This is a genomic window from Nonomuraea sp. ZG12, from assembly GCF_052068115.1.
In the GTDB taxonomy this organism is placed as follows: Bacteria; Actinomycetota; Actinomycetes; order Streptosporangiales; family Streptosporangiaceae; genus Nonomuraea.
Genome location: NZ_JBQHCW010000001.1, coordinates 1353564 through 1377652 on the forward strand (window position 1 = coordinate 1353564; position 24089 = coordinate 1377652).

Below are 24089 nucleotides of genomic sequence, written 5' to 3' on the forward strand. Positions count from 1 at the left end.
CTGGCCCTCCGACCGCGGGTGAGGTCCGGGGTTTTCTATCCGGTCTTGCGACGCTGGTCGTGGCTGGACAGTTCGGTGACGGGGGCGAGGACTTCGCCTTGGACGCGTTTGTGGCGCAGACGCAGGTGCCGCCAGGCGGTCACCCATACCTGGATGTCATGCTCGGAGTGCGAGCAGGCCCAGATGAAGGCACGGACCAGTTTCTCCGCGGGCAGGCGGGTGGAGTTGAGCGCCTCGCACAGACTGCTGGCACCGAAGGCTTTACCGGAACGGCGGGCCAGTTCGCGGTAGCTGGGCTCGCCGGCCCAGATGCGGTAGTCCTTCATCCGCTCCACGAAGTCGGCGGCGGTGCGGGCGGTGAGCGGATCCGGCTTGAGGTCGTCGTAGCCGTCCAGGTCGGCGATCGCGCCACCGGGCGCCTGGGCCGGGCCGGAGGCCGCCGGGGAGCCGGTGAGCTCGGGCGGGGAGCTCGAGGAGAATGTCACGCTCGTGTGCGCACCGGTGGGCGAGGTGAACCACGACGATCTGTCGCCGACGGCATGCGGGGGGAGCTGGACGGTGACCTGGGCGTTCTGGCCGAGCAGTTCCTGCAGACGCTGTGCGGCCTGGACGACGTTGGTAGGGGCCCGTCCCATCAGGCCTCCCTGGCCAGGGAGGGCGGGGCCAGGTGCCGGGCGGCCTTGACCGCGACGGCGCCGGCGCCGGCGACGATCAGCAGCACGGTCTCGGGTGGGTAGCCGAGATGGAGCAGCGTCAGCATGAAGATGATCACGATGATGAGGATGCCGATCCCCGCGCGCGGGGATCGGAGCCGGATGGAGAGCATCGGGGACTACCTGCCTTTCCAAGAAAGGACATCGACCACGGAACACGCCCGCAGGATCGATGATCCCGGACCGGCGCCAACCAGCCGGGATCAAGGGCGCTGGCTCCATTTTCACCGACGCCGCCAGGGCTCTTTCGGGATGGAGCGTGCATTCGTCCGCGTGCGGGGGCGCAGGCGTGCGCGGGTGTTCGGCGGTGTTCGGAAACGCTCGATGTCGTTCCTGCCACGTTCGGTCTCGTGCGGAACTGGCGCAGGCTTATGTCCGCGTCCACCTGGCCGGGTTCAATGGTGGGAGACGCAAGCATCGTTCAACAATCTGTGAGTGGGCGATCTTGCGATGAAGTCCGGGGAATCCGCCTCGACCACGGAACACCTCGACATGCAGGGGGCCCGCTGCGCCAACAGCGGGCCCGACCCAAGTACCGGACCTTGGAGGTCGGCAGTTCGGCGGGTCTAGAAGCTATGCGGTTACCGGTCGGGAGTCTCGGTCGGCTCATGCGCGCCGGTTGGAGGTGACTGCGGTGGGCGACGCAGGACGGGGTGTCGGTAACACTCGCGCCACCAGGTACACGCAATCGGGCGTCCTCCTCCCGAAGGCGTCCCCAACCGCCAACTAGCGCCGATCACTCAGAACTTCAACTCTGTCCGGTTTCCGCGGCGGCATAGCCGCAGGTCAGCTCAGGGGGTTATGTTCTCTGAGCGGATTCGGCCGCATCTCAGCACCACCCTTCCGCGCCGAAACCCCAGCCTCTGCGCCGTCCGGAACACGCCTCTGACGTGCAACGATCGACCTACTTCGGGGCTGAAGGCGCCTTCGGGAAGAGGACGCCGACCGGCCCGCCACCACCCCGGCCGATCCGGCCGGTCCAGTCGACGATGCGGTGGCCGCCGAACGGGCCTGGCTGGCGCGGATGCCGGCTGAGCGCCCCGGCCGCACCGACGGCCCATGACCGCCTGGCCGGCCCAGCCCGTCCCCAGGCGTTCCCCAGGCGTTCCGTCGCGGCGGCGCCGGTCGGCACCGGACGACGCAACTCCCCGGCTCCCCCTTGATCCGTCGAAAGGCCAGGCCATGACCGCTGCCCTGACCAGCGCCTGCCCGGTGTGCGCGGGCCCGATCCAGGCCTTGCCGCGCGGCCGCGGAGTGAGGCCTACTCGTGCCTGAGCAGACTAGGCGAGAGCCGGCCAGGGGCGGTGGCATGTGACCGCTTCCGAACTGGTCAAGCCGCTCTTCGATAGCGTTAAGTAGCGCTATTGCTACTGTGAGTGGCGGGCGTGATGCGAAACCATCTCCCTGACCCCACCGGTAACGAAAGGATCGCCATGAGTAACGTCGCGCGTCCGGTCATCATCGCTGTCATGGCAGGTGGCCTACTCGGCCTACTCACCCCCGCCTCGGCCGATGTCCGAGACGACACCGTTCACAGCAGCGTCCAGACTCCGGGCGGCAAGCTCCTGGGCCCGCTCGCCGCAACCCCCGCAAACGACGACCACGGCGACCGCGGTGACGGCGCAGATGACAACCGGTGAAGTCTCAACCAGCTGACCAAGGGCGCCGGCGCCGGGATCGCTCACCATCGCCCGGTGCCACCTGATCATGACGTCGCCCCCTGCTGGACCCCACCAGACAGGGGGCGACGTGACAAGCTCGCCGGGCAGGTCCACAAGAGGAGCACGAATGATCAGGAACAAGGCTCGCACGGCTCGGTGAGCGATAACAGCACTCACCCTGCCACCGCCACGGTCCGGGCAGCACGCTAGCTGTCTGGTGGATTACCCACCGCCGGCCGCTCCAGGGCCGTCCCGTTCTCGTCCACCTGCCGCGGGACCGGGACGGCCCGCAGGTCTGTGGCGCCAGGCCGCCTAGGCGAACTGACCACCCAGGCGTTCAAGCGCGCCTGGCTCTACGACGACAAGCACCGACTCGCCGAGTCCCTGCAATCGGATCAACTACCGCACGATCTCCCCGAGGTGCCGGGATCGATCGTTATCTGGGGTATTCAAGCGTTCTAGCTGGTCAGCCGCTTGAAGGTCTGTAAGGCACGCAAGGCACGTAGGCTGCTCGCATTCTCGCTCCGATTGGCCACCGTTATGATGCGGACGTGGCGGTGATCTTCATAACCGGTATGTCCGGCACCGGGAAGTCGACGGTTCTCGGTGAGCTGGCGCGGCTGGGCTATCGGGTTGTGGACACCGACTATGGCGATTGGATGGAAGACGTGCCAGTTCCTGGCGGCACCGGCACTGAGCTGCAATGGCGTGAGGCTCGCATCACCGAGCTGATCGCCGAACACGAACTCTCAGGCGTGCCGCTGTTCATCTCCGGAACGTCCCGGAACCAAGGCAAGTTCTATCCCAGGTTCGACCAGGTCATCTTGTTCAGCGCGCCTCTCGAGGTGATGCTCGAGCGTATCGCCACCCGTGAAACCAACCCGTTCGGCAAGACGTTCGACGAACGCGAGAGGATCATCAACGACACGGCCGAGGTCGAGCCGCTGCTCCGCGCATCGGCAACGATGGAAATCGACACACGTCAGCCGCTCACCGAGACTGTAAGTCAGTTGAGGGATCTCATCGGCCAGGTCAAGACCGGCACGCCTTGACGAGGCTCACATAGGAGTCCCAGAGTTTCGGGTGTTTCCCAGGCGGTCAGCTGCCGCTCATGGTCGGTTTCTTGGTGCGCGAACTGGTTGATCAGATCGGCGGGGCTTGCCGGTCCTGCTCCGGCAGGTCCTGCAGCAGGGCGAGCGCCGGCTCCGGCGACCGCATCGAGGCCTCGGCGATGGCGTCGTCTTCGCTGAGATCAAGCACGATGACGATCTCCGTGAGGGCCTTGGCAAGGGTGCGTTCGAGCGTGGTCATGATGGGCTCCCTGGCCGGTCGTTGGGGTTGTGGTGCGTCCGGAACGGTCCTGGTCAGCCTGCTGCATGCTCGGTGAACCGGGCTTCGAGGCCGGCGATCATCTGGGCAAGCGGGCCCGTGTTCTCCTGCGGGCACCTGTGGGCCGACCTTGTCGAGGCCGGCGACCTTCGTGATGCACTCACCGGCGGCTTGGGCCGTCGTGGCGAACTCCGTGTGCGCGATCGAGCGGGAGTTTCCGGCCTCGAAGGTGGTGGTGCGGTGCATGTCCTTGACCGACGTCATCGCCGCTCGTGCGGCGGACATCGCGTCGTGGGCGCTGAACTCATCGCCGTGTCCGTGGCGCATGTAGCGGGTGACATGGACCCGACGCCGGGCCGGGTCGGTCGACGGCATGAACCTTTCCAGGCGATCGCCCCGATTGGCCGCGATCACGCGGACGACGCGGACGGCGCGCCGCAGCCGGCGACCATTGGGGATACCGACGCCGGCGGCGATGTCGGCGTAGCTGACCGTGGTTGCCGCGCAGCCAGATCATCACGTCCGCGACGTCGAGCTCGGCCTGCGTCCACCCCATCCCGTTGCGCCGTGATGTCTGCCGACCGCTCACAGCAGCCTGCCGTTCTCGTCCAGGAACTTCGCCAGCGTGGCGTCGTCCAGGGCGGAGCCGGTGGCCAGGTCGCGGACGCCTCCAAACGGTTCGCCTCCTGGGACTCCAATCTGATGACCGAGTTCCACGCCCGCTACGGCGGTCACGGCGTCATGATCTACTGGCACGTCGACAAGGGCCGGTTGTGCATCTACTCGCAACTGAAGTCGTGTTCCTACTGGCGGCGCGCTTCGGCCTGGCCACCTACGTGCTGCGCCACTGGGAGACGATGGGTTTGCTGACCCCGGTCAGGCGGGCGAACGGGTGACGCCGCTACACCGGGAGGAGCGGCGCGCCTGTTGGAGCGGCACAAGGCGGAGCTGGAGTGGCGGATGGGGCTGCCCAGAAGCTCCCTCATATTCCTCCCGCCACTCCCGTGGCTGCTACAGAATGTGATGCAAGAATCACGCACTGTCGGGGGTCTCATGAACGTCACGTCGATCGGCGCTGCCGCAGCAGGGGTCATGGCCGCGCTGAGCCTCACCGCCGTTCCCGCCCGGCCACACGCCGCCACCTTCCTCACCGGCGTTCCCGCTCGTCCGCAGACCGCCACCTCCCTCACCGCTACTCCGGCTCAGCCTCGCACCACGGCCTTCATCCCGGCCGCGCCCCGCGCCGTCACGCTGGCCTGCGACGTCGGCACGCCGCCCGGCAGCCCGCCGACGTTCGTGCCGGCGCTCACGCTGATGCCGGGCCAGGTCACCGTGCGCGGCGCCCTGTGGCTGAGCGGCTGTCACGGCTCGCGCCCCCGGCTCCGGTCCGCCTGGGTCACCCTGCGCGCCACCGGCCAGGCCTCCTGCGCGGGAGCCCGAGGATTGCGCGGCGTCGCCACCATCACCTGGTACAACGCGGCGGGCCGCCCGATCGGCAGCTCCAAGCTACGCACCCGGGGCGGCGACCTGGCGGACCGCAGTGCGGGCGGCGGGCTGCTGACCGGCACGGTGACCAGCGGCCCGCTGGCGGGCCGGCGGGCACGCGGCGGCATCACGTCCGCCGACAGCGTGCTCGCCTGTGCCATGCGCGGCACCGGCGCGGTCTCCGGCGCGGGCCGCGTCACCTTCGGCTGAACGCGCCGAACGGGTCCGCGCGCGCTGGATCGACGTCATGCAGGATTGAACAGTGACTCCTCCGCTCCCTGAAGGGGGCGGCTTCTCGCTAAGCCGCTTCCGCAGCCTGACGAAGGGCAAGCCCTGCCCTGAGGATGTTGACCGCCGCGTTCACGTCGGCGTGCGCGGTATGCCCGCACGCCGTACATCGGAACCCGGCTTGGGTGACGCGGTTCTCCGCAGCGCAGTGCCCGCAGCGCGAGCAGGTGCGGGAGGTGCCGGCGGGGTTCACCGCGATCAGCTCTCGACCGGCGCTTTCAGCCTTGTGCGACAGGATCGTCAGGAACACCCCCCAGCCCGCGTCCAGGATGCTCCGGTTCAACCCGGACTTTTGTGCGACGTTCCGGCCGGGCTGCGCGATCGTGCCAGAAGCCGAGCGGGTCATGTTCGCGATCCGCAAGTCCTCGTGCACGATCACGTCGTAGGCGCGGACCAGCGTGAGCGCGGCCTTGTGCGCGCCGTCCAAGCGCTGACGGCGGATCTTCGCGTGCAGCGCCGCGACGCCGGCGACGGCCTTACGGCGGCGCTTGGATCCCCGTTTCTTGCGGGCGAGGGTCCGCTGGGCCGCCGCGAGTCGGTCAGCGGACGCGGCCAGATGACGCGGGTTTTCAAGATGTTCGCCGTCGCCGGTGGTGACGAGCGAGGCAACACCCATGTCGATCCCGGCCGCTGCACCCGTCGCGGGCAGTGTCTCGGCGGACACCCCGTCGCACGACACCACGACGTACCAGCGGAGTCCTTCCCGCTTGACGCTGATCGTCTTCACGCGGCCCTTGGCCGGCCGGTGCTGGTGCACTCGGACATGCCCGACGCCTTGAAGGCGGACGAACGTCGCGGTGGGATGCTCGGGCCGGGAGTGTCGACCACAGCTTGGGCAGCCGGGAGCGCAGGTGCGGGGACTCCGCGCGCAGGTGGTGGGAGGTGAAGCCGTTGAGCTGGTTGGCCACGTACGACGGCGAGGTCTTCGGATGCGGTTTGACGAACAGGTGCACGTGATCGGGCAGCACCTCCAGCGCATGATCCTCCAGCCGTGCTCGTCGGCCTTGGCGCGGATGAACTCCTCCAAGCGAGCCTTCACCCGCCCGCCCGGAACCGGCCGGCGGTACTTCGGGCACCACACGACGTGGTACCCGAGGTCGTACGCCGCGCCGGGGGAAGTGCGCACCTGGCGAGCCACACGATCATCATCACCGTGCCGCACATCTTCTGTGGTGACGAACGGAGAACCCTGATGCGCAGGCCAGACAGGTCACTACACGCTCGGGCCTTGGCGGCCCTCCCGCTCCCGATTCCCCCGTCGCCTCAAGGCGACGGCCCCCTTAGGAGGATGTGATGGAATCTGCGCGCGCCAGTGTCCCGCGAGCGGCAGGGGCAGCATGACAGCCGTGAAAGAGCTGGCCGACAAGATGCACCGCACCTTCTTCAGGACGCTCTCCCTGCTCTCCTCACGGGGACAGGGAGCCCTGCTGCGCCGCTACTTCGACTGGTGGCACCGCCGCCCCGACCCGTGGAACATGGGCACGGACGCCTACGAGCAGGCCAAGTACGCCGCCACCCTCGCCCAGGTCCCCGCCCACCCCTACCGGCGCATCCTGGAGATGGGTTGCAGCGAGGGCGTCTTCACCCAGCAGCTCGTCCGGGCCCACCCGGACGCCCACGTCACGGCGGTGGACATCTCCGAGCGGGCACTGCGGCGGGCCGGCGAGCGGGTCGCGGAGGCCGCCGGCCGGACGCTGCTGGTCTCGGCCGACCTGCTCACCTTCGCCCCCGAGCACCGCTACGACCTGGTGTTCTGCTCCGAGACGCTCTACTACATCGGCCGCGGTGACCGGCTGCGCCTGGCCAGTGCCCAGCTGACCGGCCTGCTCGCCCCCGGCGGAGTCCTGGTGCTGGTGCATCCCTGGCCGGAGGCCAGGCGGCTGCACCGCTTCGTCGACGCCAGTGCGAGGGTGTCGCGGGTGAGCGAGTTCGTGGAGACCTCGGCGCACCGGCCGTTCGCCGTCTCGGTCTATCAGGCTCCCGGCCAGGCGGCGGGTTCGGCGACCGGCTGAGCCGGCGGAGGTGCGGCGAGGGCCCGCCGGCGCAGGGCCGAGGCCAGCACGACCGTCCCCAGCGCCGCCACGCCGAGCCCGGCACCGATCCAGGCGACCGGCGGGTAGCCGTGGCCGGCGCCGATCGCCAGCCCGCCCAGCCAGGGGCCGACGGTGATGCCGACGTTGAAGGCCGAGACATTGACCGAGGCGGCGAACGTCGGTGCGTCCTGGGCCAGCGTGAACACCCGGGTGTTCAGCGCGGGGTTGATGCCGAACCCGAACGCGCCCAGCAGGAAGATCAGCGGTACGGCCAGCCACGGGACGCCCGCGGTCATGGCCAGCGCCCCCGAGATCACCGTCACCCCCGCCAGGCCGGCGTACAGGGAGCCGAAGGGGCGGGCGTCGGCGGTGCGCCCGCCGATGGTGATGCCGATCAGCGAGCCCGCGCCGTACAGCGCCAGGACGCCGGGCACCCATGCGGGCGCGAGCCCCGTGGCGTCGACCAGCATCGCGCTCAGATAGCTGAAGGTGACCAGCATCGCCGCCGTGGACAGCGCGGTGGTGCCGTAGGCGAGCCAGAGCCGGGGAGCGGCCATGGCGCGCAGCTCGTCGCGCAGGGAGGAGACGCGCTGTGCGGGACGGCCGCCGGGGACGGTGGCCAGCACGCCGACGGCGGCGAGCGCGGACAGTCCCGCCACCGCCCAGAACGCGGCCCGCCAGTCCAGGGCCTGCCCGAGCAGCGTGCCCGCGGGCAGCCCGAGCGTGGTGGCCACGGTGAGCCCGCCCGTCACGACGCTCATTGCCCGGCCGCGGGCGTCCGCCGGAACGAGACCGATCGCGGTGACCGTCGCCACCGCCCAGAACCCCGCGTACACGAACGCGCCGGCCACGCGCGTGGCCAGCAGCGTCCCGTAGTCGGGAGTCAGCGCGCCGATCACGTGCGTGACGGCGAACACCGCCATGAACGCCAGCAATGTCGTACGGCGCGGCCAGCGCAACGTGACCACGGCCAGCACCGGCGCGCCCACCAGCATCCCGAGGGCGAACGCGGAGATCAGCAGCCCCGCGTCGGGCACGGACACGCCGAGGTCGGCGGCCATCTCGGGAAGCAGTCCGGCGAGCATGAGTTCGGAGGTCCCCTGGGCGAAGATCGCCAAGCCCAGGATGTAGACGGCCAGTGGCATCAGAACTCCAAGTTTTAGATAGATCGGTACATAATGAAGACGGCGAAGAACCGGGAGCCGGTGTGGAGGGCCGGCACAACCCGGTGCCGAGGTGGGGAGCAAGCAGAAGCGGCGCCCGTGCGAGAAACCCGGTGCCGGTGTGAAGGGCCGCGAAAGCCGTAGTCCGCGTCAGAAGGCGGTGAGTGCCGTGGTGGCGATCGCCTCCAGCGCGGAGCGGTCGGCGCCGCCGCGCGCCACGACGCGCATCCCGCTGACCGTCGCGACGAGGAAGTGCGCCAGGGCGGCGGGGTCCGTGTCCTGGCCGAGCTCCCCTCGGTGGCGGGCCAGGCCGATCGCCGCCCGCAGTGCCTCCAGGCGGCGCTCCTGGTCGCGCTGGAGGCGTGCGGCGACCTCCGGATCGTGCGGAGCCAGCTCCACCATGCTGTTGACCACGAAGCAGCCGGTCGGCTCGTCGTCGTCGCCGTCCACGATCTGCCACAGCAGGACGCGTACCTTCTCCCGGATCGGCAGGTCCCGCTCCAGCAGCTCGAACAGGCTGGCGTTCTTCCGCGTCATGTAGTGGCGCAGCGCCCTGTCGTACAGGTCGCGCTTGCTGGTGAAGGTGTTGTAGATGCTGCTGCGGCCCAGTCCGGTGGCCTCGCACAGGTCCTGTGTCGAGGTGGCCTCGTAGCCCGCGTCCCAGAACGCGCGCATGGCCGCCTCTACCGCCCGTTCCTCCTCGAACTTCCTCGGTCGCGCCATGCCCGGTACCGTAACACGTTTTGAAACGACCAGTCCAATATTGTCCCGGAGGGCCGTAACGCGATGGTCGCGGGTCAGCCGAGGTCGCGACGGCGGAGTGCGGCCAGTCCCGCAGCGGTGAGCCCGGTGGCGACGGCGGCCAGCAGGACCAGCGGCGTCACCGTGAACTCGGCGACCGGCAGACCAGGGGTCTGCGCGAACGGCGACACCCGCAGCACCGACGGGTCGACGCGCAGTAGTTCGACCGCGAACTCGAGCGCGAGGCACCCGCCCAGCGCGGTGTAGGCGATGATCGCGGCGAGCCGTGGCAGCAGGCCGTACGCCAGCGCCGCGACGGCGGCCAGCACCAGGACCGAAGGCAGCCGCGTCAGGCTCGCGCCCAGCAGCCGCGTGACCTCGCCGCCCGGATCCCCCGTGGAGAGCCCGTGGACCAAGCCCATCCCGAGGCCGAGCCCGGCGAGCACGATCCCCGACCCAGCGGCGACGAGGGCCAGGTGACCGCCCGCCCAGCGCAGTCTGCCGACGGGCCCGGCCAGGACCGTTTCGGCGCGACCGGAGGTCTCCTCGGCCCGCAACCGCAGGGTCGCCTGAATCGCGTAGACCGTGATGACCTGGCTCATCAGGTAGATGGCGAAGGCGAAGAAGCCGTCGGCGGGACGGCCACCGCCGCCCATCCGCTCGATCAGCCCTCGGAGAGCCTCGCTGGCGTTCAGCTGTTCGGCGGCGCTCCGCGCCACGCCTCCCAGGCCGGCGCCGAAAGCGGTGAACGCGACGGCCCAGGCGAGCAGCGTGCCCCGCTGCAGCCGCCAGGCCAGGGCGAGCGAGGTGCGCAGGCCCGGCGTGGCGTGGGCGGGGCCGAGCCGGGGAGGGAGGACCCCGGCGCCCAGGTCCCGGCGTGCGGAGATCCGGTACGCGACGGCCACCAGCAGCAGGACCAGGCCGACGACGGGCAGGAGCGGCCACGTGTGGTCACCGGCGAAGGGCCGCATCCGCTGGGTCCAGCCGAACGGTGACAGCCAGGACACCCAGGTGCTCCCGCCGACGTCCGCGACCGCGCGCACCGCGTACAGGACGCCCATCGCCGTGACGGCGATGCCGGTGGCGGTGCGGGAGGTGTCGGTCAGCTGGGCCGTCAGGCCCGCGAGCGCGGCGAAGACCCAGCCGGCGGCGGCGACCGACAGCCCCATCACCAGGGAGCCTCGCGCGGGCAGGCCCTGGCTCATCAGCCCGAGTGCCACGACCAGGGCGGTGACCAGGTTGGCGGCGAACGCCACGGTCAGCGCGGCCGTCAGCGCCGCGTGCCGGCCGACCACGGTCGAGCCCAGCAGTTCGGCACGGCCGGCCTCCTCCTCCGCGCGGGTGGCGCGGATCACCAGGAACAGGCTCGCCAGCGCGATGAGCAAGGCGGCCTGCCCGCGGACGCGCCACGCGGCGAACCCTCCGGCGGACGGGTCGTAGATCGGGCCGATCATCATGAGCTGGGTCGGGTCGCCGTTGGTCGTCTGGAGGAAGACCTGACGCGCCTCCTCGGTGGGATAGGCGCCGGCCACCGAGCTCGCGACCCCGATCACGAGCAGCGCCACCAGCCCGAACCAGGCCGGCGCCCGGACCCGGTCGCGCCGCAGGATGAGCCGGATCAGGCCGCCGGTGCCGGTGAGGGTGCTCATCGCCGTACCGCCACGTGCTCCGCGGTCGCGCCCGCCGGAGCGTCCTCGTAGTGGCGCAGGAACATCTCCTCCAGCGTCGGCGGCCGGCTGACCAGGCTCCGCACGCCGACCTTCACGAGCTCGGCCAGCAGCGCGTCCAGCGCGCCGCCGTCGACCTGGCAGCGCAGCCGGTCGCCCTGCGTCCACACGTCGTGCACGCCCGCCGCGCCGGCGAGCGAGGGGACGGGGCCGTCGAGCTCGGCCGTGATCGACGTGCGGGTGAGGTGGCGCAGTTCGGCGAGTGTGCCCGTCTCCACCGTGCGGCCGCGCCGGATGATGCTCACCCTGTCGCACAGCGCCTCGACCTCGCCCAGGATGTGGCTGGACAGCAGCACCGTGCGTCCCTTGCGCCGCTCTTCCTGGATGCTCTCCTGGAAGACCGTCTCCATCAGCGGGTCGAGGCCGGAGGTGGGCTCGTCCAGGATGAGCAGCTCGGCATCCGAGGCCAGCGCCGCGATCAGGGCCACCTTCTGCCGGTTGCCCTTGGAGTACGCGCGCCCCTTCTTGCGCGGATCGAGCTCGAACCGGTCGAGCAGCTCGGCCCGGCGCCGGGGGGAGAGCCCGCCGCGCGTCCGGCCGAGCAGGTCGATCGTCTCGCCGCCGGACAGCGTCGGCCACAGGGTCACGTCGCCGGGCACGTACGCCAGCCGGCGATGCAGTGTGGTCGCCTCGCGCCATGGATCGCCGTCCAGCAGCCGGGCCGTGCCGGAGTCCTGACGCAGCAGGCCGAGCAGGATCCGGACGGCGGTGGACTTGCCGGCCCCGTTGGGACCGAGGAACCCGTGCACCTCGCCGGCCCGGACCGTCAGGTCCAGCCCGTCGAGTGCCCGTGTCCGGCCGAAGGTCTTGACCAGGCCGGATACGGAGATTACTTGTGACATGATGTGCAATGTACATGAATTTCACGAAATTCGTGAAGTATCGGAAAAGCTGTAGCCTTGGGCAGAGACGAACGCGCAGAGGTGTGCATGACCGGCAGAGCTGAGGACGGGAGCGGCGTGATCGAGACAGGTGGCGGCGGGCCCACGGCCGACGGGCTGCGGTTCCTCGAACGCTTCGCCCTGATCATGTCCGACTCGGGTTATCCCCGGATGGCCGCCCGCGTGCTCGCGGCGCTCCTCATCGCCGACGACGGCCGGCGTACCGCCGCCGAGCTCGCCGACGTGCTGCAGGTGGGCCCGTCGGCCGTGTCGGGGGCGGTGAAGTACCTGATGCGGGTCGGGATGGTGACCCGCGAGCGCGACCCGGGAGAGCGCCGCGACCATTACCGCGTCGACCAGGCGGCCTGGTACAGAGCGGCGGCGTCGAGTGACGAGGTGTTCCGCCGCTTCGAGGAGGGCGCGCGCGACGGGGCGGAAGTGCTGGGCACGGATACGCCCGCGGGCGCCCGGATGGACGAGACCCGGCGGTTCTTCGCCTTCCTCCGCAGCGAGGTGCCCCAGCTGCTGCACAAGTGGAACGAGGTCAACGCCCGATCCGCGCCGGAGTAGCCGTGCTGGGCGTCGTCGCGCGGAGGCTGGCCGGAGTCGTGACGGGGACGGTCACCGGCGCCGCCGAACTGCTCCTCCTCGTCCTGGCCTGGCCGCTCAGGAAGCGCTGGACGGCTCCGATGGTGGCGCTGGAACGCGCGCGGCTGCGGGTCCTGTTCGCCCAGGACAGCGACCCGGGCCCGGCCGGAGCCGGGTACCTCGCGCTGCGCGGGCTGGCCGGGCTGCTCGGTGGCTACCTGGCGATGTCCCTGCTCTTCCTCGGCCTGCTGTTCCTGGCGGGGGCCGGCTGGGCGGCGCTGACGGGGCAGGTCATCCCCGTGTCGCTGCACTTTCCCGGCATCCGCCTGATCACCGAGACCCGGATCGTCGGCCTCGTCTCCGGCCTCTTCCTGATCGGGGTCGGCGGGTTCTGCTGCCTGGGCGTGGTGGCCGTCGAGCGGCGCCTGGCCGCCCGCTTCCTCGGCCCCGGTACGAGCGAGCGGATGCGCCGGCGGATCGCCGAGCTCACCACGAGCAGGTCCGGCATCGTCCGCGCGGTGGACGACGAGCGGCGCCGGATCGAGCGTGACCTGCACGACGGCGTCCAGCAGCACGGCGTCGCCCTGGCCATGCTGCTCGGCCGCGCCCGCCACGACCCCGGCGCCGCCGCGGACCTGGTCGGCCAGGCCTACACCGAGTCCCGCCGGCTCCTGGACGAGCTGCGCAGCGTCGCCTGGCGCGTCTACCCGACCGCGCTCGACGAGCTCGGCCTGCGCAGCGCCCTCGCGGGCGTCGCCGAGTGGTCCAGCGTGCCGGTGACGATCCAGTACGGGCTGGCCGGGCGGCCCGTCCCGGAGGTGGAGACCGCACTCTACTTCGTGACCAGGGAGGCGATCACCAACGCGGTCAAGCACGCCCAGGCCCATGACATCCTGGTCGTCCTGACCGAGGACGAGCGGACGGTGAGCGTGGTGATCTCCGACGACGGCCGGGGCGGGGCCGACCCGGCCGGCGCCGGCCTGTCCGGCCTCGCCCGGCGGGTGCTGGCGCTCGACGGCGTCTTCGAGGTGACCGGCTCCGAAGGCGGCGGCACCCGCGTGCGCGCCACCCTGCCGAGGCAGGCGCCGTGCGGCTGATCCTGGCCGATGACGCCGTGCTGCTCCGCGAGGGCCTGGCCGTGCTGCTGCGCGAGGCGGGCCACGAGGTCGTGGCGGCGGTCGGCGACGCACCCTCGCTCATCGAGGCGGTCGACGCCCACCGTCCCGACGTCGCCGTCGTCGACGTGCGGATGCCGCCCGACCACACCGACGACGGCCTGCGCGCCGCGCTGCGCATCCGCGAGGACCGGCCCGGCGTGGGCGTGCTCGTCCTGTCGCAGTACGTCGACAAGACGTACGCGGCCCAGCTGCTCTCCAGCGAGACCGGTGGGCTCGGCTACCTGCTGAAGGACCGGGTCTCGGAGGTGGCCGAATTCCTGGAGTCGCTGGAGCGGGTCCGCGCCGGCGGCACCGTCATCGACCCGGAGGTGGTCCGGCAGCTCCTCGCCCGCACCACCCACACCGACCCGCTGCGCACGCTGACCGGACGGGAGAGCGAGGTGCTGCGCCGCCTGGCGCAGGGCTACACCAACGCGGCGATCGCGTCCGGCATGCACGTGTCCCTGAGCACCGTCGAGAAGCACATCAACGCCATCTTCGACAAGCTCGACCTGCCGGCCACCCCCGCGTACAGCAGGCGGGTGCTGGCGATCCTCCGCTATCTCGACGGCTAGCCCCGTCGCCCCGCCCGTGCGCGATCTTCGGCGGAGGTCTCGTGCGGGGCGCTCGATCAAGCGACAGAACAGCGGCGCGGATCAGCGGGGCTCGGCCGCCTCGCCGGGGTAGGCCGCGTCCCACCGCTGCCGGGCCGCCGCCATGGCGTCCTTGTGCTCCCTCGACCAGCCGGCCAGCCGCTCGATCGTCTCGGCCAGGCTCTGGCCGACCGGTGTCAGCCGGTACTCGACCTGCGGCGGGATCGTCGGGTACGCCGTGCGCTCGACCAGTCCGTCCCGGCGCAGCCGCCGTGTCGTCAGCGTCAGCATCCGCTGGGAGATGCCGGGGATCGCCCGTTGCAGCTCCCTGAACCGCCGCACGCCTTTGGTCAGTTCCACCATCACCAGCACCGTCCATTTGTCGCCGAGCCGGTCGAGCACGTCGCGGATGCCGCAGTCGTCATCCCCACACGGCCCGGGGGCCTGGGGGGTTACCTCCGTGTGCGCGACTGACATGAAAGTGCCTCCTTACAGCGGGTGCCAGGACGCCCCCATGCTGGGCGTCGGTCACCCTTTCGGTCACCTGCGAACATCAACAACAGGAGTGGTCTCATGATTCTCGTCACCGGCGTGTCGGGGCGACTTGGCGGTGCGGTCCTCGCCGGACTGCGGGCGGCGGGCGGACTGGCGACGGCCGGAGCCAGCAGCTCCGGTGACGGCGCCGCGGTGCGGCTCGCCGACTTCGACCGGCCGGAAACGCTGGCGCCGGCCTTCGCGGGCGTGGACGTGCTGGTGTTCGTCTCGGCGGGGTACGCCGAGGACGACGTCGTCCTGGCCCGTCATGGCGCCGTGGTGCGGGCGGCCACCGCCGCCGGCGTCCGGCACGTGATCTACACCAGCCTGGCCGGCTCGGGGGAGCGGCTCACGATCGCGCTCGCGCACCGCTGGACCGAGGCGCGGCTGGCCGAGGCGCCCTTCGACGTCACGGTCCTGCGCAACGGCCTGTACGCCGAGATCCCGGCCGGGCTGGCCATGGCCGGAGCCGCTGCGGCGGCGGCCGGCGGGGTGTTCACCGCGCCGCTCGGCGACGGGCGGCTGTCGGTCGTCGCCCGCGACGACCTGGCCGCTGTGGCCGTGCGCGTGGCGGCCGAGGCGCAGGCGGACCTGGCATCCGGGGCCTCGGGGGCATCTGGGGCCTCGGGGGGCTCGGGGCGGCACGCGGGGCGGACGTACGAGCTGGAGGGCGTGGAGGCGGTCGGCGGGCGGGATCTTGCGGAGGCGCTGGCCGAGGCGCTCGGCCGGCCCGTCGAGTACCGGCCGGTGCCGCTGGGCGAGGCGCGGGCGGCGCTGACCGGGCTGGAGCCGTACCAGGCGGGGCACACCATGTCGACGTTCTCCAACATCGGCGCCGGGCTGCTGGAGGGCCGCGGCGGCGACCTGACCGCGTTCCTGGACGCGCCGCGGCCGGTGCGCGGCCTCGTCATGGCGTCGGTCCAGTCAGCCCTGGCAGGTCAGCTGCCCTCGTCGGCGATCATGACGAACCGATGAAGCCGGTGCGAGGGTCATGACCTCGACGTCACCGTCGGACGAGCCGCGCTGACCCGCGCCTATCATGGACAGCGATCTCTGAGAGGACTGAGCGGGTTGTCGGACGAGCGGGCCCTGCGGGCTGACTGCGCGAACTGTTTCGGGCTGTGCTGTGTCGCGCTGCCCTTCGCCGCGTCCGCGGACTTCGCGGTCGACAAGCCCGCCGGGCAGCCGTGCGGCAACCTTCAGGCCGACTTCCGCTGCGGCATCCACCGGCGCCTGCGGCAGGAGGGCTTCTCCGGCTGCACCGTCTACGACTGCTTCGGCGCGGGCCAGAAGGTCTCCCAGGTCACCTACGAGGGGCGGGACTGGAGGCGGCACCCGGAGACCGCCGAGCGGATGTTCGAGGTGTTCCCGGTCATGCGGCAGCTTCACGAGCTGCTCGCCTACCTCACCGAGGCGCTGGCCCTGCCGGCCGCCCGCGCGATCCACGGTGACCTCCGGTCGATGCTGGACGAGACCGAGCGCCTGACCCGCCGAGGGCCGGCCGACCTGCTGGAGCTGGACGTCGCCGGCCATCGGCAGCGGGTCAACGTCCTGCTGCTGCGTGCGAGCGAGCTCGTCAGGGGCGGTGCGGGCCGCCGTAAGAAGGACCGCAGCGGGGCCGACCTCATCGGGGCCGCCCTCAGGGGCGCCGATCTGGCCGGGGCCAATCTGCGCGGGGCGTATCTCATCGGGGCCGATCTCAAGGGCGCCGATCTGCGGCGGGCCGACCTCATCGGGGCCGACCTGCGGGGCGCCGACCTGAGCGGGGCCGACCTCACCGGCAGCGTCTTCCTCACCCAGTCCCAGCTCAACGCGGCCAAGGGCGACGCCGCCACCCGGCTCCCGCCCGCGCTCACCCGTCCGGAGCACTGGGCTTCCTGAGCGGGGGCCGGTCAGGCGCCCCGAAGGCCGGGACGCCTGACGGACGGCCGCTACTGCGGCATGAGGACCTTGTCGATGACGTACACGGTGGCGTTCTTCGTCGGCACGTTGCCGCAGACCACCTTCGCGTCGTTGACCGTGAGGTCCTCGCCCGAGCCCTTGGCGGTCAGCTCGCTGCCCCCGAGGGTGGTGAGAGTGGCGTCCTCCAGGTCGGCCGGCTCGTTCTTGCCCTCGACCACGTGGTTGTTGAGGACCTCGGTGAGCTGCTGCTTGTCGGCCATCAGCTTGTCCCGCGTCTCCTGCGGGATCGCCTCGAACGCCTCGTTGGTCGGGGCGAACACGGTGAGCTCTTCGGCCGAGTTCAGCTTGTCGGCCAGGCCCGCCTGCTCCAGCGCGTCCGCCAGCGTGGAGAGCTCGCTCACCTCGGAGACCGCGGTCCCGACCGGCTGCTCGGCGATGCCGGCGAGGGAGCTCTCGATCGCCGAGCACGCGGGGCCGAACGGGCTGGCGTCGGGTGAGGGAGCGGGGGAGGATGCGGATGCGCTCGTGGTGGTCAGTGTGGCGGTCAGCGTCATGGCCGCCGCCAGAAGAAGTCGTTTCACCATGGTCTCCTCGGTTCGATGGAGCCGTCGGCGTTATGCCTCGCATCCAGTGTCCGGAGGCGTCGAGAAGCCTGGGGTCGTATCTATCCCAAAAGGGGATAAAGAGCACCTGCCGCTGGTCTTGAACGGATCCGGATCCGAGAAAGACGGTTTCGGGAGGTGTGACGAATGACGCGATGCCTGGTCACGGGCGCGACCGGTTACATCGGCGGACGGCTGGTCCCCGAGCTGCTCGCGGCGGGACACCACGTCCGCTGCATGGTGCGCTCGCCGGCACGGCTGCGCGACCTGCCCTGGGCGGGCCGGGTCGAGATCGCCGAAGCAGACGCGGGCGACGCCGGCCGCACGGCGGACGCCCTGCGGGGGATCGAGGTCGCCTACTACCTGATCCACACCATGGGCGGCGGGAAGGGCTTCGAGGAGGCCGACCGGATGGCCGCCCGCGGGTTCGCCAGGGTCGCCGAGGCGGCGGGCGTACGGCGGATCGTCTATCTCGGCGGCCTCACCCCTGGTTCGGGCGGGCACCTGTCGCCGCACATGAGCTCACGGGCCGAGGTCGGCGAGATCTTCCTCGGGTCCGGGGTGCCGGCCGTGGTCCTGCGAGCCGCGATGATCATCGGATCGGGGTCGGCCTCCTTCGAGATGCTGCGCCACCTGACCGAACGGCTGCCGGTGATGACCACGCCCCGCTGGGTGCGCAGCCGTACCCAGCCCATCGCCGTCCGCGACGTCCTGCGCTACCTCGTCGCCTGGGCGGACGTCCCCGGCGAGGTCGACCGCGCCTTCGACGTCGGCGGCCCCGACGTGCTCACGTACGCGGACATGATCCACCACTACGCCGCCGTCGCCGGCCTGCCGAGACGCCTGATCATCCCGCTGCCGATGCTGAGCCCGGGGTTGTCCAGCCACTGGGTCGGCCTGGTCACCCCGGTGCCGGCCACCATCGCCCGCCCTCTGGTGGAGTCGCTGCGCAACCCGGCGGTCTGCCGGGAGCACGACATCGCGGCGTACGTGCCGGACCCGCCGGACGGGCTGATCGGCTTCCGCGAGGCCGTCACGCTGGCTCTGCAGAAGATCAAGGAGGCGGACGTGGCGACGCGGTGGTCGTCCGCCTCCACGCCGGGCGCGCCCAGCGATCCCCTGCCCACCGATCCGGGCTGGGCGGGCGGCAGCCTCTACATCGACCGGCGCCGCAGGCTCGTCGACGCACCCCCCGAGGCGCTGTGGGAGGTCATCGAGGGGATCGGCGGCGAGAACGGCTGGTACTCCCTGCCCGTCGCCTGGCGGATCCGCGGCGCGCTCGACCGGCTGGCCGGCGGGGTGGGCCTGCGCCGGGGCCGTCGCGACCCCCGGCGCCTGCGGGTGGGTGACGCCATCGACTTCTGGCGGGTGGAGGAGGTCGAGCGGGGACGCCTGCTGCGCCTGCGCGCCGAGATGAGGCTCCCCGGACTGGCCTGGCTGGAGCTGAGCCAGAGCCAGGAGGACGGCCGGACGGTCTACCACCAGCGCGCGGTGTTCCACCCGCGCGGGCTGCTCGGCCACCTCTACTGGTGGCTGATCTCGCCCTTCCACGGCATCATCTTCGGCCGGATGCCGCGTAACGTCGCGGCGGCGGCCGTCCGCCGCGCCGCGCGATCCCGTCCGCACCCCGGCCCGCATGACCGTGGCGCGCGAGAACGCGCGTGAGGCCGTGGCCGGACCGCCACGACCGGGGTGCGGGGACCGGGATGCGGGCCGGCGCGGCTCAGACGGCGCGGTGATACTGGTCGGGCCGGCGCGTCTCCACGCCGAGCTCACGCGCCGCCTGGAGCGGCCAGTACGGGTTGCGCAGCAGCTCGCGGCCGAGCAGGACGGCGTCCGCCTGGCCGGAGGCGAGGATGGACTCGGCCTGGCGCGGGTCGGTGATCTCGCCGACCGCGGCCACCGGCAGGTCCGTCTCGGCCCGCACCTGACCGGCGAACGGCACCTGGTAGCCGGGCCCGGTGGGGATCCGCACGCCCGCGGCGTTGCCGCCGGTGGAGACGTCCAGCAGGTCGACGCCGTGCGCGAGCAGCTCCTTGGCCAGGCGTACGGTGTCCTCCCCGGTCCAGCCCTGGCCGTCGGGCAGCCAGTCGGTGGCCGAGACGCGGAAGAACACCGGCAATTCCTCGGGCCAGACGGCGCGTACGGCGTCCGCGACCTCCAGCGCCAGACGGATGCGGTTCTCGAACGGGCCGCCGTAGGCGTCGGTGCGGCGGTTGCTGTGCGGGGAGAGGAACTCGCCGATCAGATAGCCGTGCGCGCCGTGGACCTCCACGACCTGGAAGCCCGCACGGCGGGCGCGCTCGGCGGCGGCGGCGAAGTCGGCCACGACGCGGTGGATCCGCTCGACCGTCAACTCCTCGGGCACCGGGTGGCCGTCGGCGAAGGGGATGGCGCTCGGGGCGACCGGCCGCCAGCCGCCGTCGGCGGCGCTCACCGGCCCGCCGCCGAGCCAGGGCCGGTCGGTGGAGGCCTTGCGGCCGGCGTGCGCCAGCTGGATCCCGGGCACGGTGCCCTGCTCGGACAGGAACCGGGTGATCCGGGAGAACGCCTCCTGCTGGGTCTCGTTCCACAGCCCGAGGTCGGCAGGGCTGATCCGGCCCTCAGGGGAGACGGCGGTGGCCTCGGCCAGGATCAGCCCGGCGCCGCCCACCGCCCGCGTCGTGAGGTGGGTGAAGTGCCAGTCGTGCGGCACTCCGGCCGCCGGGCCGTCAACGGCGGCCGAATACTGGCACATCGGGGCCATCCACACACGGTTGGGGATGGTCAGCGACCGCAGAGTGATCGGGTCGAACAGCACGGGGTCCTCCTAGGCGAGCTTTGTACGACACTTAACGTACTACGAGAAATGTCAAACTACGAGACCTGTCGTACTATTGCTGGGGTGAGAGTACTGGAGCATCCGACGTCCGAGGAGATCCGGCTGGAGGCGGTCCTCCACGCGTTCGCCGACCCCGTGCGACTGGAGGTGGTGCGCTTCCTCGCCCAGACCGGCAGGGAGGTGTCCTGCTCGGAGATCGACCTGGTGGTCAGCAAGTCCACGAGCACCCACCACTTCCGCGTCCTGCGTGAGGCCGGGGTCATCAACCAGGTCTACCGGGGCACCGCGAAGATGAACTCCCTGCGCCGCGACGACCTGGACGCGCTCTTCCCCGGCCTGCTCGACAGCGTCGTCGCCGCCACCGCCAGGCAGCGGCCGGCGGTCGAGGCTCCAGCCCATCGGTGATCTCGCTCGACGGTCCGCTGATGGTCGTACGACGTGACTACGACGTGACTACGACGTGGGGCGGTGCGCCGGCTCCGGCGGCTCGTAGGGCCGGCCGAGCATGCCGCACAGGTCACGCAGGCACTCCTCGAAGACCGGCTCGACGTCGGAGTAGGCGAAGCTCAACTGGTTGAGCACCTCCATGCACAGCAGCCCGTACAGCCTGATCCAGCACGACAGGAAGACGTGCGCGGCCTCGGGCGGCAGGCGCCCGCCGAGGCCGGCCGAGTAGGCGCGCAGCTGGTCGCGCAGCGAGGGGGACAGGTCTTCTAGGCCGGGGACGGGGAACGGGCCGCTGTCCCAGAGCTCCGCCACCTGCTCCAGGAAGACCTGCTCGAAGGCGACCCCGGCCTGGTGCTCGGCGGAGTCGGGGCGGCGCTTGCCGGGCGCGGGGGCGGGCCGGGCGAACAGCCAGCCGAACTCCGCCGGGTGCGAGACGGCCCAGGCGCGCATGGCGCGGGCCGTGGCGAGCAGGCGCGAGATCGGCGAGGAGGGGCAGGCGTCGCGGGCGGCGCGCATCTCGTCGGCGAGCTCCTGGTAGAAGCCGGCGGTCACGGCGCCGATGAGGTCGTCGAGGCCGGAGTAGTAGTGGTAGAGGGCGGGGCCGCTCATGCCCACCTCGCGCGCGACCGCGTTGATCGTCACCGCCGCGGAGCCCTGCGTGACCAGCAGTTTCCGCGCTGCGGCGTGGATCTCCGCGAGCGTGCTCCGCCGCAGCCTGTCCCGCCTGCTGGGGGCCTGTGCGGTCATCGTCCTCCTTCTGCCGTCCGGTTGACATCCTAACGACCCTATGTTTGCTTAATGGCTCTAAGCTAGTTTAGAGCCTCTAAGTAAGGAGTCGCGACATGAGGACCGAACGCCGTAACCCGCTCGCCGGCGCGTTCGCCAAGTACGTCGCCGGAGCGACCGTGGCCGAGGTGGGGATGGTGACGCCGGCGATACGCCGGATCCGGCTCGTCGCCGATGAGCCGATCACGCTGCCGTACACGCCGGGGCAGCACGTGCGGATCCAGATCAACGACCCGCTGTCGCTGCGCGGGCTGCTGCGGCCCGTCGAGACGCTGCGTACCTACACCATCTGGGACTACAGCCCCGCTGAGCGCGCGATCGAACTGCGGATCCACCTGTACGAGGGCGACGGCATCGGGCTGCGGTGGGCCCGTGCGGCCGGGCCGGGGGATCCGGTGACGTTCTGGGGCCCGCAAGGGGACTTCCACCCCCGGCCCGCGCCGTTCCACCTGTTCGCGGGGGAGGAGACGGCCACCGCGGCGTTCGGGCCGATGATCCGGGCGCTCGGGCCCGACGTGGAGGTCTACGGGGCCCTGGAGAGCGACACTCCGGACAACGAGCTGCCGATCCCCGGGCCGTACCGGCTGCGCCGGGTGCACCGGGGCGGCGCCCCGGCGACCGGCTCACAGGCGCTGCTGGCGGCGGTGGCGGCGCTGGACCTGCCCGGCAACGCCGGTGCCGCCTACCTGGCGGGGGAGGCGCGCACCTGCCAGCTCATCAGGAACTATCTGGTCCGTGAACGGAACTGGCCGCGAACCTCGATCACGGTGAAGCCGTTCTGGGCCCCGGGCAAGCGGGGCCTGCACTGAAGCGGCGCGTCAGGGCAGCCGGCCGACGAAGGCGAGAGCCTGCTTGAGCAGCACGCCCTGGCCGCTGGTCATCTCCTGCTGCACCATCGGCGAGGCGGCCTCGTCAGGGGTGAACCACTCCAGGTCGAGCGCGTCCTGCCGCGGCCGGCAGTCACCCCGCACCGGCACGATGTAGGCCAGCGAGACGGCGTGCTGGCGCGGATCGTGGAAGGGCGTGACGCCGGGAGTCGGGAAGTATTCGGCCACGGTGAACGGCACCGGGGAGGCGGGCAGGCTGGGCAGCGCCACCGGGCCGAGGTCCTTCTCCAGGTGGCGCAGGAGGGCGTCGCGGATCCGCTCGTGGTAGAGCACGCGCCCGGAGACCAGGGCACGGCTCACGCCGCCGTCCTGCGCGATGCGCAGCAGGAGGCCGAGGCGAGTCACCACGCCCGCGTCGTCGACCCGCACGGGCACGGCGTCCACGTAGAGGATCGGCATCCTGCCCCGCACCGATTCCAGCTCCTCAGGAGCGAGCCAACCGGGCACGGTCTCGGTTATTTCGGTCACCCGCTGATCGTACTTGCCGCCGGGCCGTGAACCGCGATCGGGACGCCGCCGATCTCGGCGATCTTCACCCGCGGTGGTCGCGGAAGAACGCCCGGACGTCACCGGTCAGCAGGTCCGGCACCTCCATGGCGGGGAAGTGGCCGCCCCGGTCGAACTCCGACCAGTGCTCGATGGCGTTCGCCGGGTCGATCAGCGCGCGGACGCTGAAGTCGGCGGAGAACACCGCGACGCCCATCGGCGGGCCCGCGTGCGCCTGATCCTGACCCGAACCGGCCATCCGCGCGTACCCGCGCATCCCCTCGTACATGGCGTTGGCGGAGGACGCGCCCGACCTGGTGAACCAGTAGAGGCTGACGTTGGTCAGCAATTGGTCGCGGTCGACGGGCTCGTCCGCCGGGCCGGACCACTCGGCGAACTTCTCGGCGATCCAGGCGAGCTGCCCGGCGGGAGAGTCGGTCAAGCCGTACGCGAGCGTCTGGGGGCGGGTCGACTGCAGGTGCAGGTAGCCGAGTCCATGGCTCTGGAAGTCGTTGAACCGCTCGGCCCGGACCAGGTCGGCGCCGGACAGCCCGTCCAGGTCGACGGGACCGCCCAGGGGGTACGGCCCCGGTCCGTTGATGTGCACGCCGGTGACCTGGTCCGGCGCGACCATGGCGAGCAGCATCGCCACGCCCGACCCCACGTCGGTGCCCTGCGCCGCGTACCTGTCGTAGCCGAGGCGGGCCATCAGCTCCGCCCAGGCCCGCGCGACGTGGAACAGGTCGCCCCCGGAGGCGTCGCCCAGCGGCGACAGGCCGTAGCCCGGCAGTGACGGGATGACCAGGTGGAAGGCGTCGGCCGGGTCGCCGCCGTGCGCCCGCGGGTCCGTCAGCGGGCCGATCACCTTGAGGAACTCGATCGGCGAGCTCGGCCAGCCGTGCGTGAGGATCAGCGGGTGCGCGTCCGGCTCCGGAGACCGTACGTGCAGGAAGTGAATCCGCCGGCCGTCGATCTCCGTGGTGAACTGGGGGTAGGAGTTGAGCTCGGCCTCCCGCTCACGCCAGTCGAAGGAGGTCCGCCAGTGGTCGGCGAGCTCCTTGACGTGGTCCAGCGGCACGCCGCGGCTCCAGGCGGCTCCCGGCGCCTCGTCGGGCCAGCGGGTCCGGGCCAGCCGGTCGAACAGGTCGTCCACGTCGGCCTGCGGGATGTCGAGGTGAAAGGGGCGGATCTCGCTGTTCTCGGTCATGGGAACACCGTAGGAGGCATTGCGGAAAGGTTCGTTCCGCATTTCGGGAAGTGTCGGT

The 24089-nt window shown here is 71.4% G+C and carries 28 protein-coding genes and 2 pseudogenes; 13 read left to right on the forward strand and 17 right to left on the reverse strand.

The genetic code is table 11. The features are described from left to right. Window positions 1–35 precede the first annotated feature (35 nt). From ACTMTF_RS06315 to ACTMTF_RS06325, 3 genes are all read right to left on the reverse strand, one after another. Window positions 36–635 (reverse strand): hypothetical protein, encoded by a 600-nt coding sequence (locus ACTMTF_RS06315; protein WP_441109652.1) that lies wholly within the window; start codon window positions 633–635, stop codon window positions 36–38. After that, window positions 635–826, reverse strand: coding sequence for a hypothetical protein (locus ACTMTF_RS06320; protein WP_441109653.1), 192 nt, complete (start codon window positions 824–826; stop codon window positions 635–637). The genes ACTMTF_RS06315 and ACTMTF_RS06320 overlap by 1 nt, the downstream gene beginning before the upstream one ends. 791 nt (window positions 827–1617) lie before the next feature. Further along, entirely contained in the window at window positions 1618–1857 is a 240-nt protein-coding gene (locus tag ACTMTF_RS06325; protein WP_441109654.1) for a hypothetical protein, read from the reverse strand. A gap of 1068 nt (window positions 1858–2925) precedes the next feature. On the opposite strand from ACTMTF_RS06325, the gene ACTMTF_RS06330 reads away from it, so the two are divergent. Beyond that, the gene (locus tag ACTMTF_RS06330) at window positions 2926–3426 is read left to right on the forward strand and encodes an AAA family ATPase (RefSeq protein ID WP_441109655.1); all 501 of its coding nucleotides are present in this window, start codon (window positions 2926–2928) and stop codon (window positions 3424–3426) included. A 91-nt stretch (window positions 3427–3517) separates the two neighbouring features. Here the strand turns inward: ACTMTF_RS06330 and ACTMTF_RS06335 are convergent, their stop codons facing one another. Both ACTMTF_RS06335 and ACTMTF_RS06340 read right to left on the reverse strand, forming a co-directional pair. Next, a complete protein-coding gene (locus ACTMTF_RS06335) occupies window positions 3518–4078 on the reverse strand; it encodes a hypothetical protein (RefSeq protein ID WP_441109656.1) in 561 nt (186 codons plus the stop codon). A gap of 210 nt (window positions 4079–4288) precedes the next feature. Then, a complete protein-coding gene (locus tag ACTMTF_RS06340; protein ID WP_441109833.1) occupies window positions 4289–4438 on the reverse strand; it encodes a hypothetical protein in 150 nt (49 codons plus the stop codon). Between ACTMTF_RS06340 and ACTMTF_RS06345 the strand changes: the two are divergent. The 3 genes and pseudogenes from ACTMTF_RS06345 to ACTMTF_RS06355 form a co-directional block, all read left to right on the forward strand. Then, window positions 4391–4507 (forward strand): annotated as a pseudogene (locus ACTMTF_RS06345) (Tn3 family transposase); the annotation flags it as partial. The gene ACTMTF_RS06340 and the pseudogene ACTMTF_RS06345 overlap by 48 nt on opposite strands. Continuing rightward, window positions 4501–4599, forward strand: a complete 99-nt coding sequence (locus tag ACTMTF_RS06350; RefSeq protein WP_441109834.1) for a MerR family DNA-binding transcriptional regulator — start codon at window positions 4501–4503, stop codon at window positions 4597–4599. The pseudogene ACTMTF_RS06345 and the gene ACTMTF_RS06350, both read left to right, overlap by 7 nt. A gap of 157 nt (window positions 4600–4756) precedes the next feature. After that, window positions 4757–5398: a hypothetical protein gene (locus ACTMTF_RS06355; RefSeq protein WP_441109657.1), complete on the forward strand. Its 642-nt coding sequence runs from the start codon at window positions 4757–4759 to the stop codon at window positions 5396–5398. 88 nt (window positions 5399–5486) lie between these two features. Here ACTMTF_RS06355 and ACTMTF_RS06360 read toward each other — a convergent pair whose 3' ends face one another. Both ACTMTF_RS06360 and tnpA read right to left on the reverse strand, forming a co-directional pair. After that, window positions 5487–6407, reverse strand: coding sequence for an RNA-guided endonuclease InsQ/TnpB family protein (locus ACTMTF_RS06360; protein WP_441109831.1), 921 nt, complete (start codon window positions 6405–6407; stop codon window positions 5487–5489). Beyond that, window positions 6298–6602, reverse strand: a pseudogene (gene tnpA / locus ACTMTF_RS06365) (IS200/IS605 family transposase); the annotation flags it as partial. The pseudogene tnpA and the gene ACTMTF_RS06360, both read right to left, overlap by 110 nt. A 211-nt stretch (window positions 6603–6813) precedes the next feature. Between tnpA and ACTMTF_RS06370 the strand changes: the two are divergent. Continuing rightward, entirely contained in the window at window positions 6814–7488 is a 675-nt protein-coding gene (locus ACTMTF_RS06370; protein ID WP_396999280.1) for a class I SAM-dependent methyltransferase, read from the forward strand. Here the strand turns inward: ACTMTF_RS06370 and ACTMTF_RS06375 are convergent. From ACTMTF_RS06375 to ACTMTF_RS06390, 4 genes are all read right to left on the reverse strand, one after another. Then, window positions 7449–8654: a Cmx/CmrA family chloramphenicol efflux MFS transporter gene (locus tag ACTMTF_RS06375; RefSeq protein ID WP_441109658.1), complete on the reverse strand. Its 1206-nt coding sequence runs from the start codon at window positions 8652–8654 to the stop codon at window positions 7449–7451. The two genes, ACTMTF_RS06370 and ACTMTF_RS06375, sit on opposite strands and share 40 nt — an antisense overlap. A gap of 168 nt (window positions 8655–8822) precedes the next feature. Then, window positions 8823–9395, reverse strand: coding sequence for a TetR/AcrR family transcriptional regulator (locus ACTMTF_RS06380; RefSeq protein ID WP_441109659.1), 573 nt, complete (start codon window positions 9393–9395; stop codon window positions 8823–8825). Between the two features lie 74 nt (window positions 9396–9469). Then, complete coding sequence (locus ACTMTF_RS06385) at window positions 9470–11062, reverse strand: ABC transporter permease (protein ID WP_441109660.1); 1593 nt, start codon at window positions 11060–11062, stop codon at window positions 9470–9472. Further along, on the reverse strand, window positions 11059–11982 hold the full coding sequence (locus tag ACTMTF_RS06390; RefSeq protein ID WP_441109661.1) for an ABC transporter ATP-binding protein: 924 nt from the start codon (window positions 11980–11982) through the stop codon (window positions 11059–11061). The genes ACTMTF_RS06385 and ACTMTF_RS06390 overlap by 4 nt, the downstream gene beginning before the upstream one ends. A gap of 87 nt (window positions 11983–12069) precedes the next feature. Between ACTMTF_RS06390 and ACTMTF_RS06395 the strand changes: the two genes are divergently transcribed. The 3 genes from ACTMTF_RS06395 to ACTMTF_RS06405 are packed head-to-tail and all read left to right on the forward strand — an operon-like array spanning window position 12070 to window position 14341. Then, window positions 12070–12591: a GbsR/MarR family transcriptional regulator gene (locus ACTMTF_RS06395; RefSeq protein ID WP_441109662.1), complete on the forward strand. Its 522-nt coding sequence runs from the start codon at window positions 12070–12072 to the stop codon at window positions 12589–12591. Between the two features lie 2 nt (window positions 12592–12593). Then, window positions 12594–13706: a sensor histidine kinase gene (locus ACTMTF_RS06400; RefSeq protein ID WP_441109663.1), complete on the forward strand. Its 1113-nt coding sequence runs from the start codon at window positions 12594–12596 to the stop codon at window positions 13704–13706. After that, window positions 13697–14341 (forward strand): response regulator transcription factor, encoded by a 645-nt coding sequence (locus ACTMTF_RS06405; RefSeq protein ID WP_441109664.1) that lies wholly within the window; start codon window positions 13697–13699, stop codon window positions 14339–14341. Before ACTMTF_RS06400 ends, ACTMTF_RS06405 begins: the two co-directional genes overlap by 10 nt. Window positions 14342–14422: 81 nt before the next feature. Here the strand turns inward: ACTMTF_RS06405 and ACTMTF_RS06410 are convergent, their stop codons facing one another. After that, window positions 14423–14836, reverse strand: coding sequence for a winged helix-turn-helix transcriptional regulator (locus tag ACTMTF_RS06410; protein ID WP_441109665.1), 414 nt, complete (start codon window positions 14834–14836; stop codon window positions 14423–14425). Between the two features lie 96 nt (window positions 14837–14932). On the opposite strand from ACTMTF_RS06410, the gene ACTMTF_RS06415 reads away from it, so the two are divergent. Further along, entirely contained in the window at window positions 14933–15868 is a 936-nt protein-coding gene (locus tag ACTMTF_RS06415) for an NAD(P)H-binding protein (RefSeq protein WP_441109666.1), read from the forward strand. A gap of 96 nt (window positions 15869–15964) precedes the next feature. Then, window positions 15965–16774, forward strand: coding sequence for a pentapeptide repeat-containing protein (locus ACTMTF_RS06420; RefSeq protein ID WP_441109667.1), 810 nt, complete (start codon window positions 15965–15967; stop codon window positions 16772–16774). 50 nt (window positions 16775–16824) lie between these two features. On the opposite strand, the gene ACTMTF_RS06425 is transcribed toward ACTMTF_RS06420, so the two are convergent. Then, on the reverse strand, window positions 16825–17379 hold the full coding sequence (locus tag ACTMTF_RS06425; protein WP_441109668.1) for a fasciclin domain-containing protein: 555 nt from the start codon (window positions 17377–17379) through the stop codon (window positions 16825–16827). A gap of 165 nt (window positions 17380–17544) precedes the next feature. Between ACTMTF_RS06425 and ACTMTF_RS06430 the strand changes: the two genes are divergently transcribed. Beyond that, complete coding sequence (locus ACTMTF_RS06430) at window positions 17545–19062, forward strand: SDR family oxidoreductase (protein WP_441109669.1); 1518 nt, start codon at window positions 17545–17547, stop codon at window positions 19060–19062. Window positions 19063–19120: 58 nt separating this feature from the next. Here the strand turns inward: ACTMTF_RS06430 and ACTMTF_RS06435 are convergent, their stop codons facing one another. Then, on the reverse strand, window positions 19121–20197 hold the full coding sequence (locus tag ACTMTF_RS06435) for an NADH:flavin oxidoreductase/NADH oxidase (protein WP_441109670.1): 1077 nt from the start codon (window positions 20195–20197) through the stop codon (window positions 19121–19123). A gap of 84 nt (window positions 20198–20281) precedes the next feature. On the opposite strand from ACTMTF_RS06435, the gene ACTMTF_RS06440 reads away from it, so the two are divergent. Continuing rightward, a complete protein-coding gene (locus ACTMTF_RS06440; RefSeq protein ID WP_441109671.1) occupies window positions 20282–20623 on the forward strand; it encodes an ArsR/SmtB family transcription factor in 342 nt (113 codons plus the stop codon). A 48-nt stretch (window positions 20624–20671) separates the two neighbouring features. Here ACTMTF_RS06440 and ACTMTF_RS06445 read toward each other — a convergent pair whose 3' ends face one another. After that, a complete protein-coding gene (locus ACTMTF_RS06445) occupies window positions 20672–21412 on the reverse strand; it encodes a TetR/AcrR family transcriptional regulator (protein WP_441109672.1) in 741 nt (246 codons plus the stop codon). Window positions 21413–21507: 95 nt separating this feature from the next. Here ACTMTF_RS06445 and ACTMTF_RS06450 point away from each other — a divergent pair, with 95 nt between their 5' ends. Beyond that, window positions 21508–22260, forward strand: a complete 753-nt coding sequence (locus ACTMTF_RS06450; protein WP_441109673.1) for a siderophore-interacting protein — start codon at window positions 21508–21510, stop codon at window positions 22258–22260. Between the two features lie 9 nt (window positions 22261–22269). Here the strand turns inward: ACTMTF_RS06450 and ACTMTF_RS06455 are convergent, their stop codons facing one another. Together ACTMTF_RS06455 and ACTMTF_RS06460 are read right to left on the reverse strand one after the other, a co-directional pair. Continuing rightward, complete coding sequence (locus tag ACTMTF_RS06455; protein ID WP_396999263.1) at window positions 22270–22806, reverse strand: NUDIX hydrolase family protein; 537 nt, start codon at window positions 22804–22806, stop codon at window positions 22270–22272. A gap of 64 nt (window positions 22807–22870) precedes the next feature. Further along, window positions 22871–24031: an epoxide hydrolase family protein gene (locus ACTMTF_RS06460; RefSeq protein WP_441109674.1), complete on the reverse strand. Its 1161-nt coding sequence runs from the start codon at window positions 24029–24031 to the stop codon at window positions 22871–22873. Between the last annotated feature and the right edge of the window lie 58 nt (window positions 24032–24089).

Excerpts from the sequence above, each read along its gene's own strand:
- ACTMTF_RS06315 (WP_441109652.1), bottom strand. The coding sequence starts at position 635 with ATGGGACGGGCCCCTACCAACGTCGTCCAGGCCGCACAGCGTCTGCAG.
- ACTMTF_RS06320 (WP_441109653.1), bottom strand. The coding sequence starts at position 826 with ATGCTCTCCATCCGGCTCCGATCCCCGCGCGCGGGGATCGGCATCCTC.
- ACTMTF_RS06335 (WP_441109656.1), bottom strand. The coding sequence starts at position 4,078 with ATGCCGTCGACCGACCCGGCCCGGCGTCGGGTCCATGTCACCCGCTAC.
- ACTMTF_RS06355 (WP_441109657.1), top strand. The coding sequence starts at position 4,757 with ATGAACGTCACGTCGATCGGCGCTGCCGCAGCAGGGGTCATGGCCGCG.
- ACTMTF_RS06370 (WP_396999280.1), top strand. The coding sequence starts at position 6,814 with ATGACAGCCGTGAAAGAGCTGGCCGACAAGATGCACCGCACCTTCTTC.
- ACTMTF_RS06375 (WP_441109658.1), bottom strand. The coding sequence starts at position 8,654 with ATGCCACTGGCCGTCTACATCCTGGGCTTGGCGATCTTCGCCCAGGGG.
- ACTMTF_RS06380 (WP_441109659.1), bottom strand. The coding sequence starts at position 9,395 with ATGGCGCGACCGAGGAAGTTCGAGGAGGAACGGGCGGTAGAGGCGGCC.
- ACTMTF_RS06385 (WP_441109660.1), bottom strand. The coding sequence starts at position 11,062 with ATGAGCACCCTCACCGGCACCGGCGGCCTGATCCGGCTCATCCTGCGG.
- ACTMTF_RS06390 (WP_441109661.1), bottom strand. The coding sequence starts at position 11,982 with ATGTCACAAGTAATCTCCGTATCCGGCCTGGTCAAGACCTTCGGCCGG.
- ACTMTF_RS06395 (WP_441109662.1), top strand. The coding sequence starts at position 12,070 with ATGACCGGCAGAGCTGAGGACGGGAGCGGCGTGATCGAGACAGGTGGC.
- ACTMTF_RS06410 (WP_441109665.1), bottom strand. The coding sequence starts at position 14,836 with ATGTCAGTCGCGCACACGGAGGTAACCCCCCAGGCCCCCGGGCCGTGT.
- ACTMTF_RS06415 (WP_441109666.1), top strand. The coding sequence starts at position 14,933 with ATGATTCTCGTCACCGGCGTGTCGGGGCGACTTGGCGGTGCGGTCCTC.
- ACTMTF_RS06425 (WP_441109668.1), bottom strand. The coding sequence starts at position 17,379 with ATGGTGAAACGACTTCTTCTGGCGGCGGCCATGACGCTGACCGCCACA.
- ACTMTF_RS06430 (WP_441109669.1), top strand. The coding sequence starts at position 17,545 with ATGACGCGATGCCTGGTCACGGGCGCGACCGGTTACATCGGCGGACGG.
- ACTMTF_RS06445 (WP_441109672.1), bottom strand. The coding sequence starts at position 21,412 with ATGACCGCACAGGCCCCCAGCAGGCGGGACAGGCTGCGGCGGAGCACG.
- ACTMTF_RS06450 (WP_441109673.1), top strand. The coding sequence starts at position 21,508 with ATGAGGACCGAACGCCGTAACCCGCTCGCCGGCGCGTTCGCCAAGTAC.
- ACTMTF_RS06460 (WP_441109674.1), bottom strand. The coding sequence starts at position 24,031 with ATGACCGAGAACAGCGAGATCCGCCCCTTTCACCTCGACATCCCGCAG.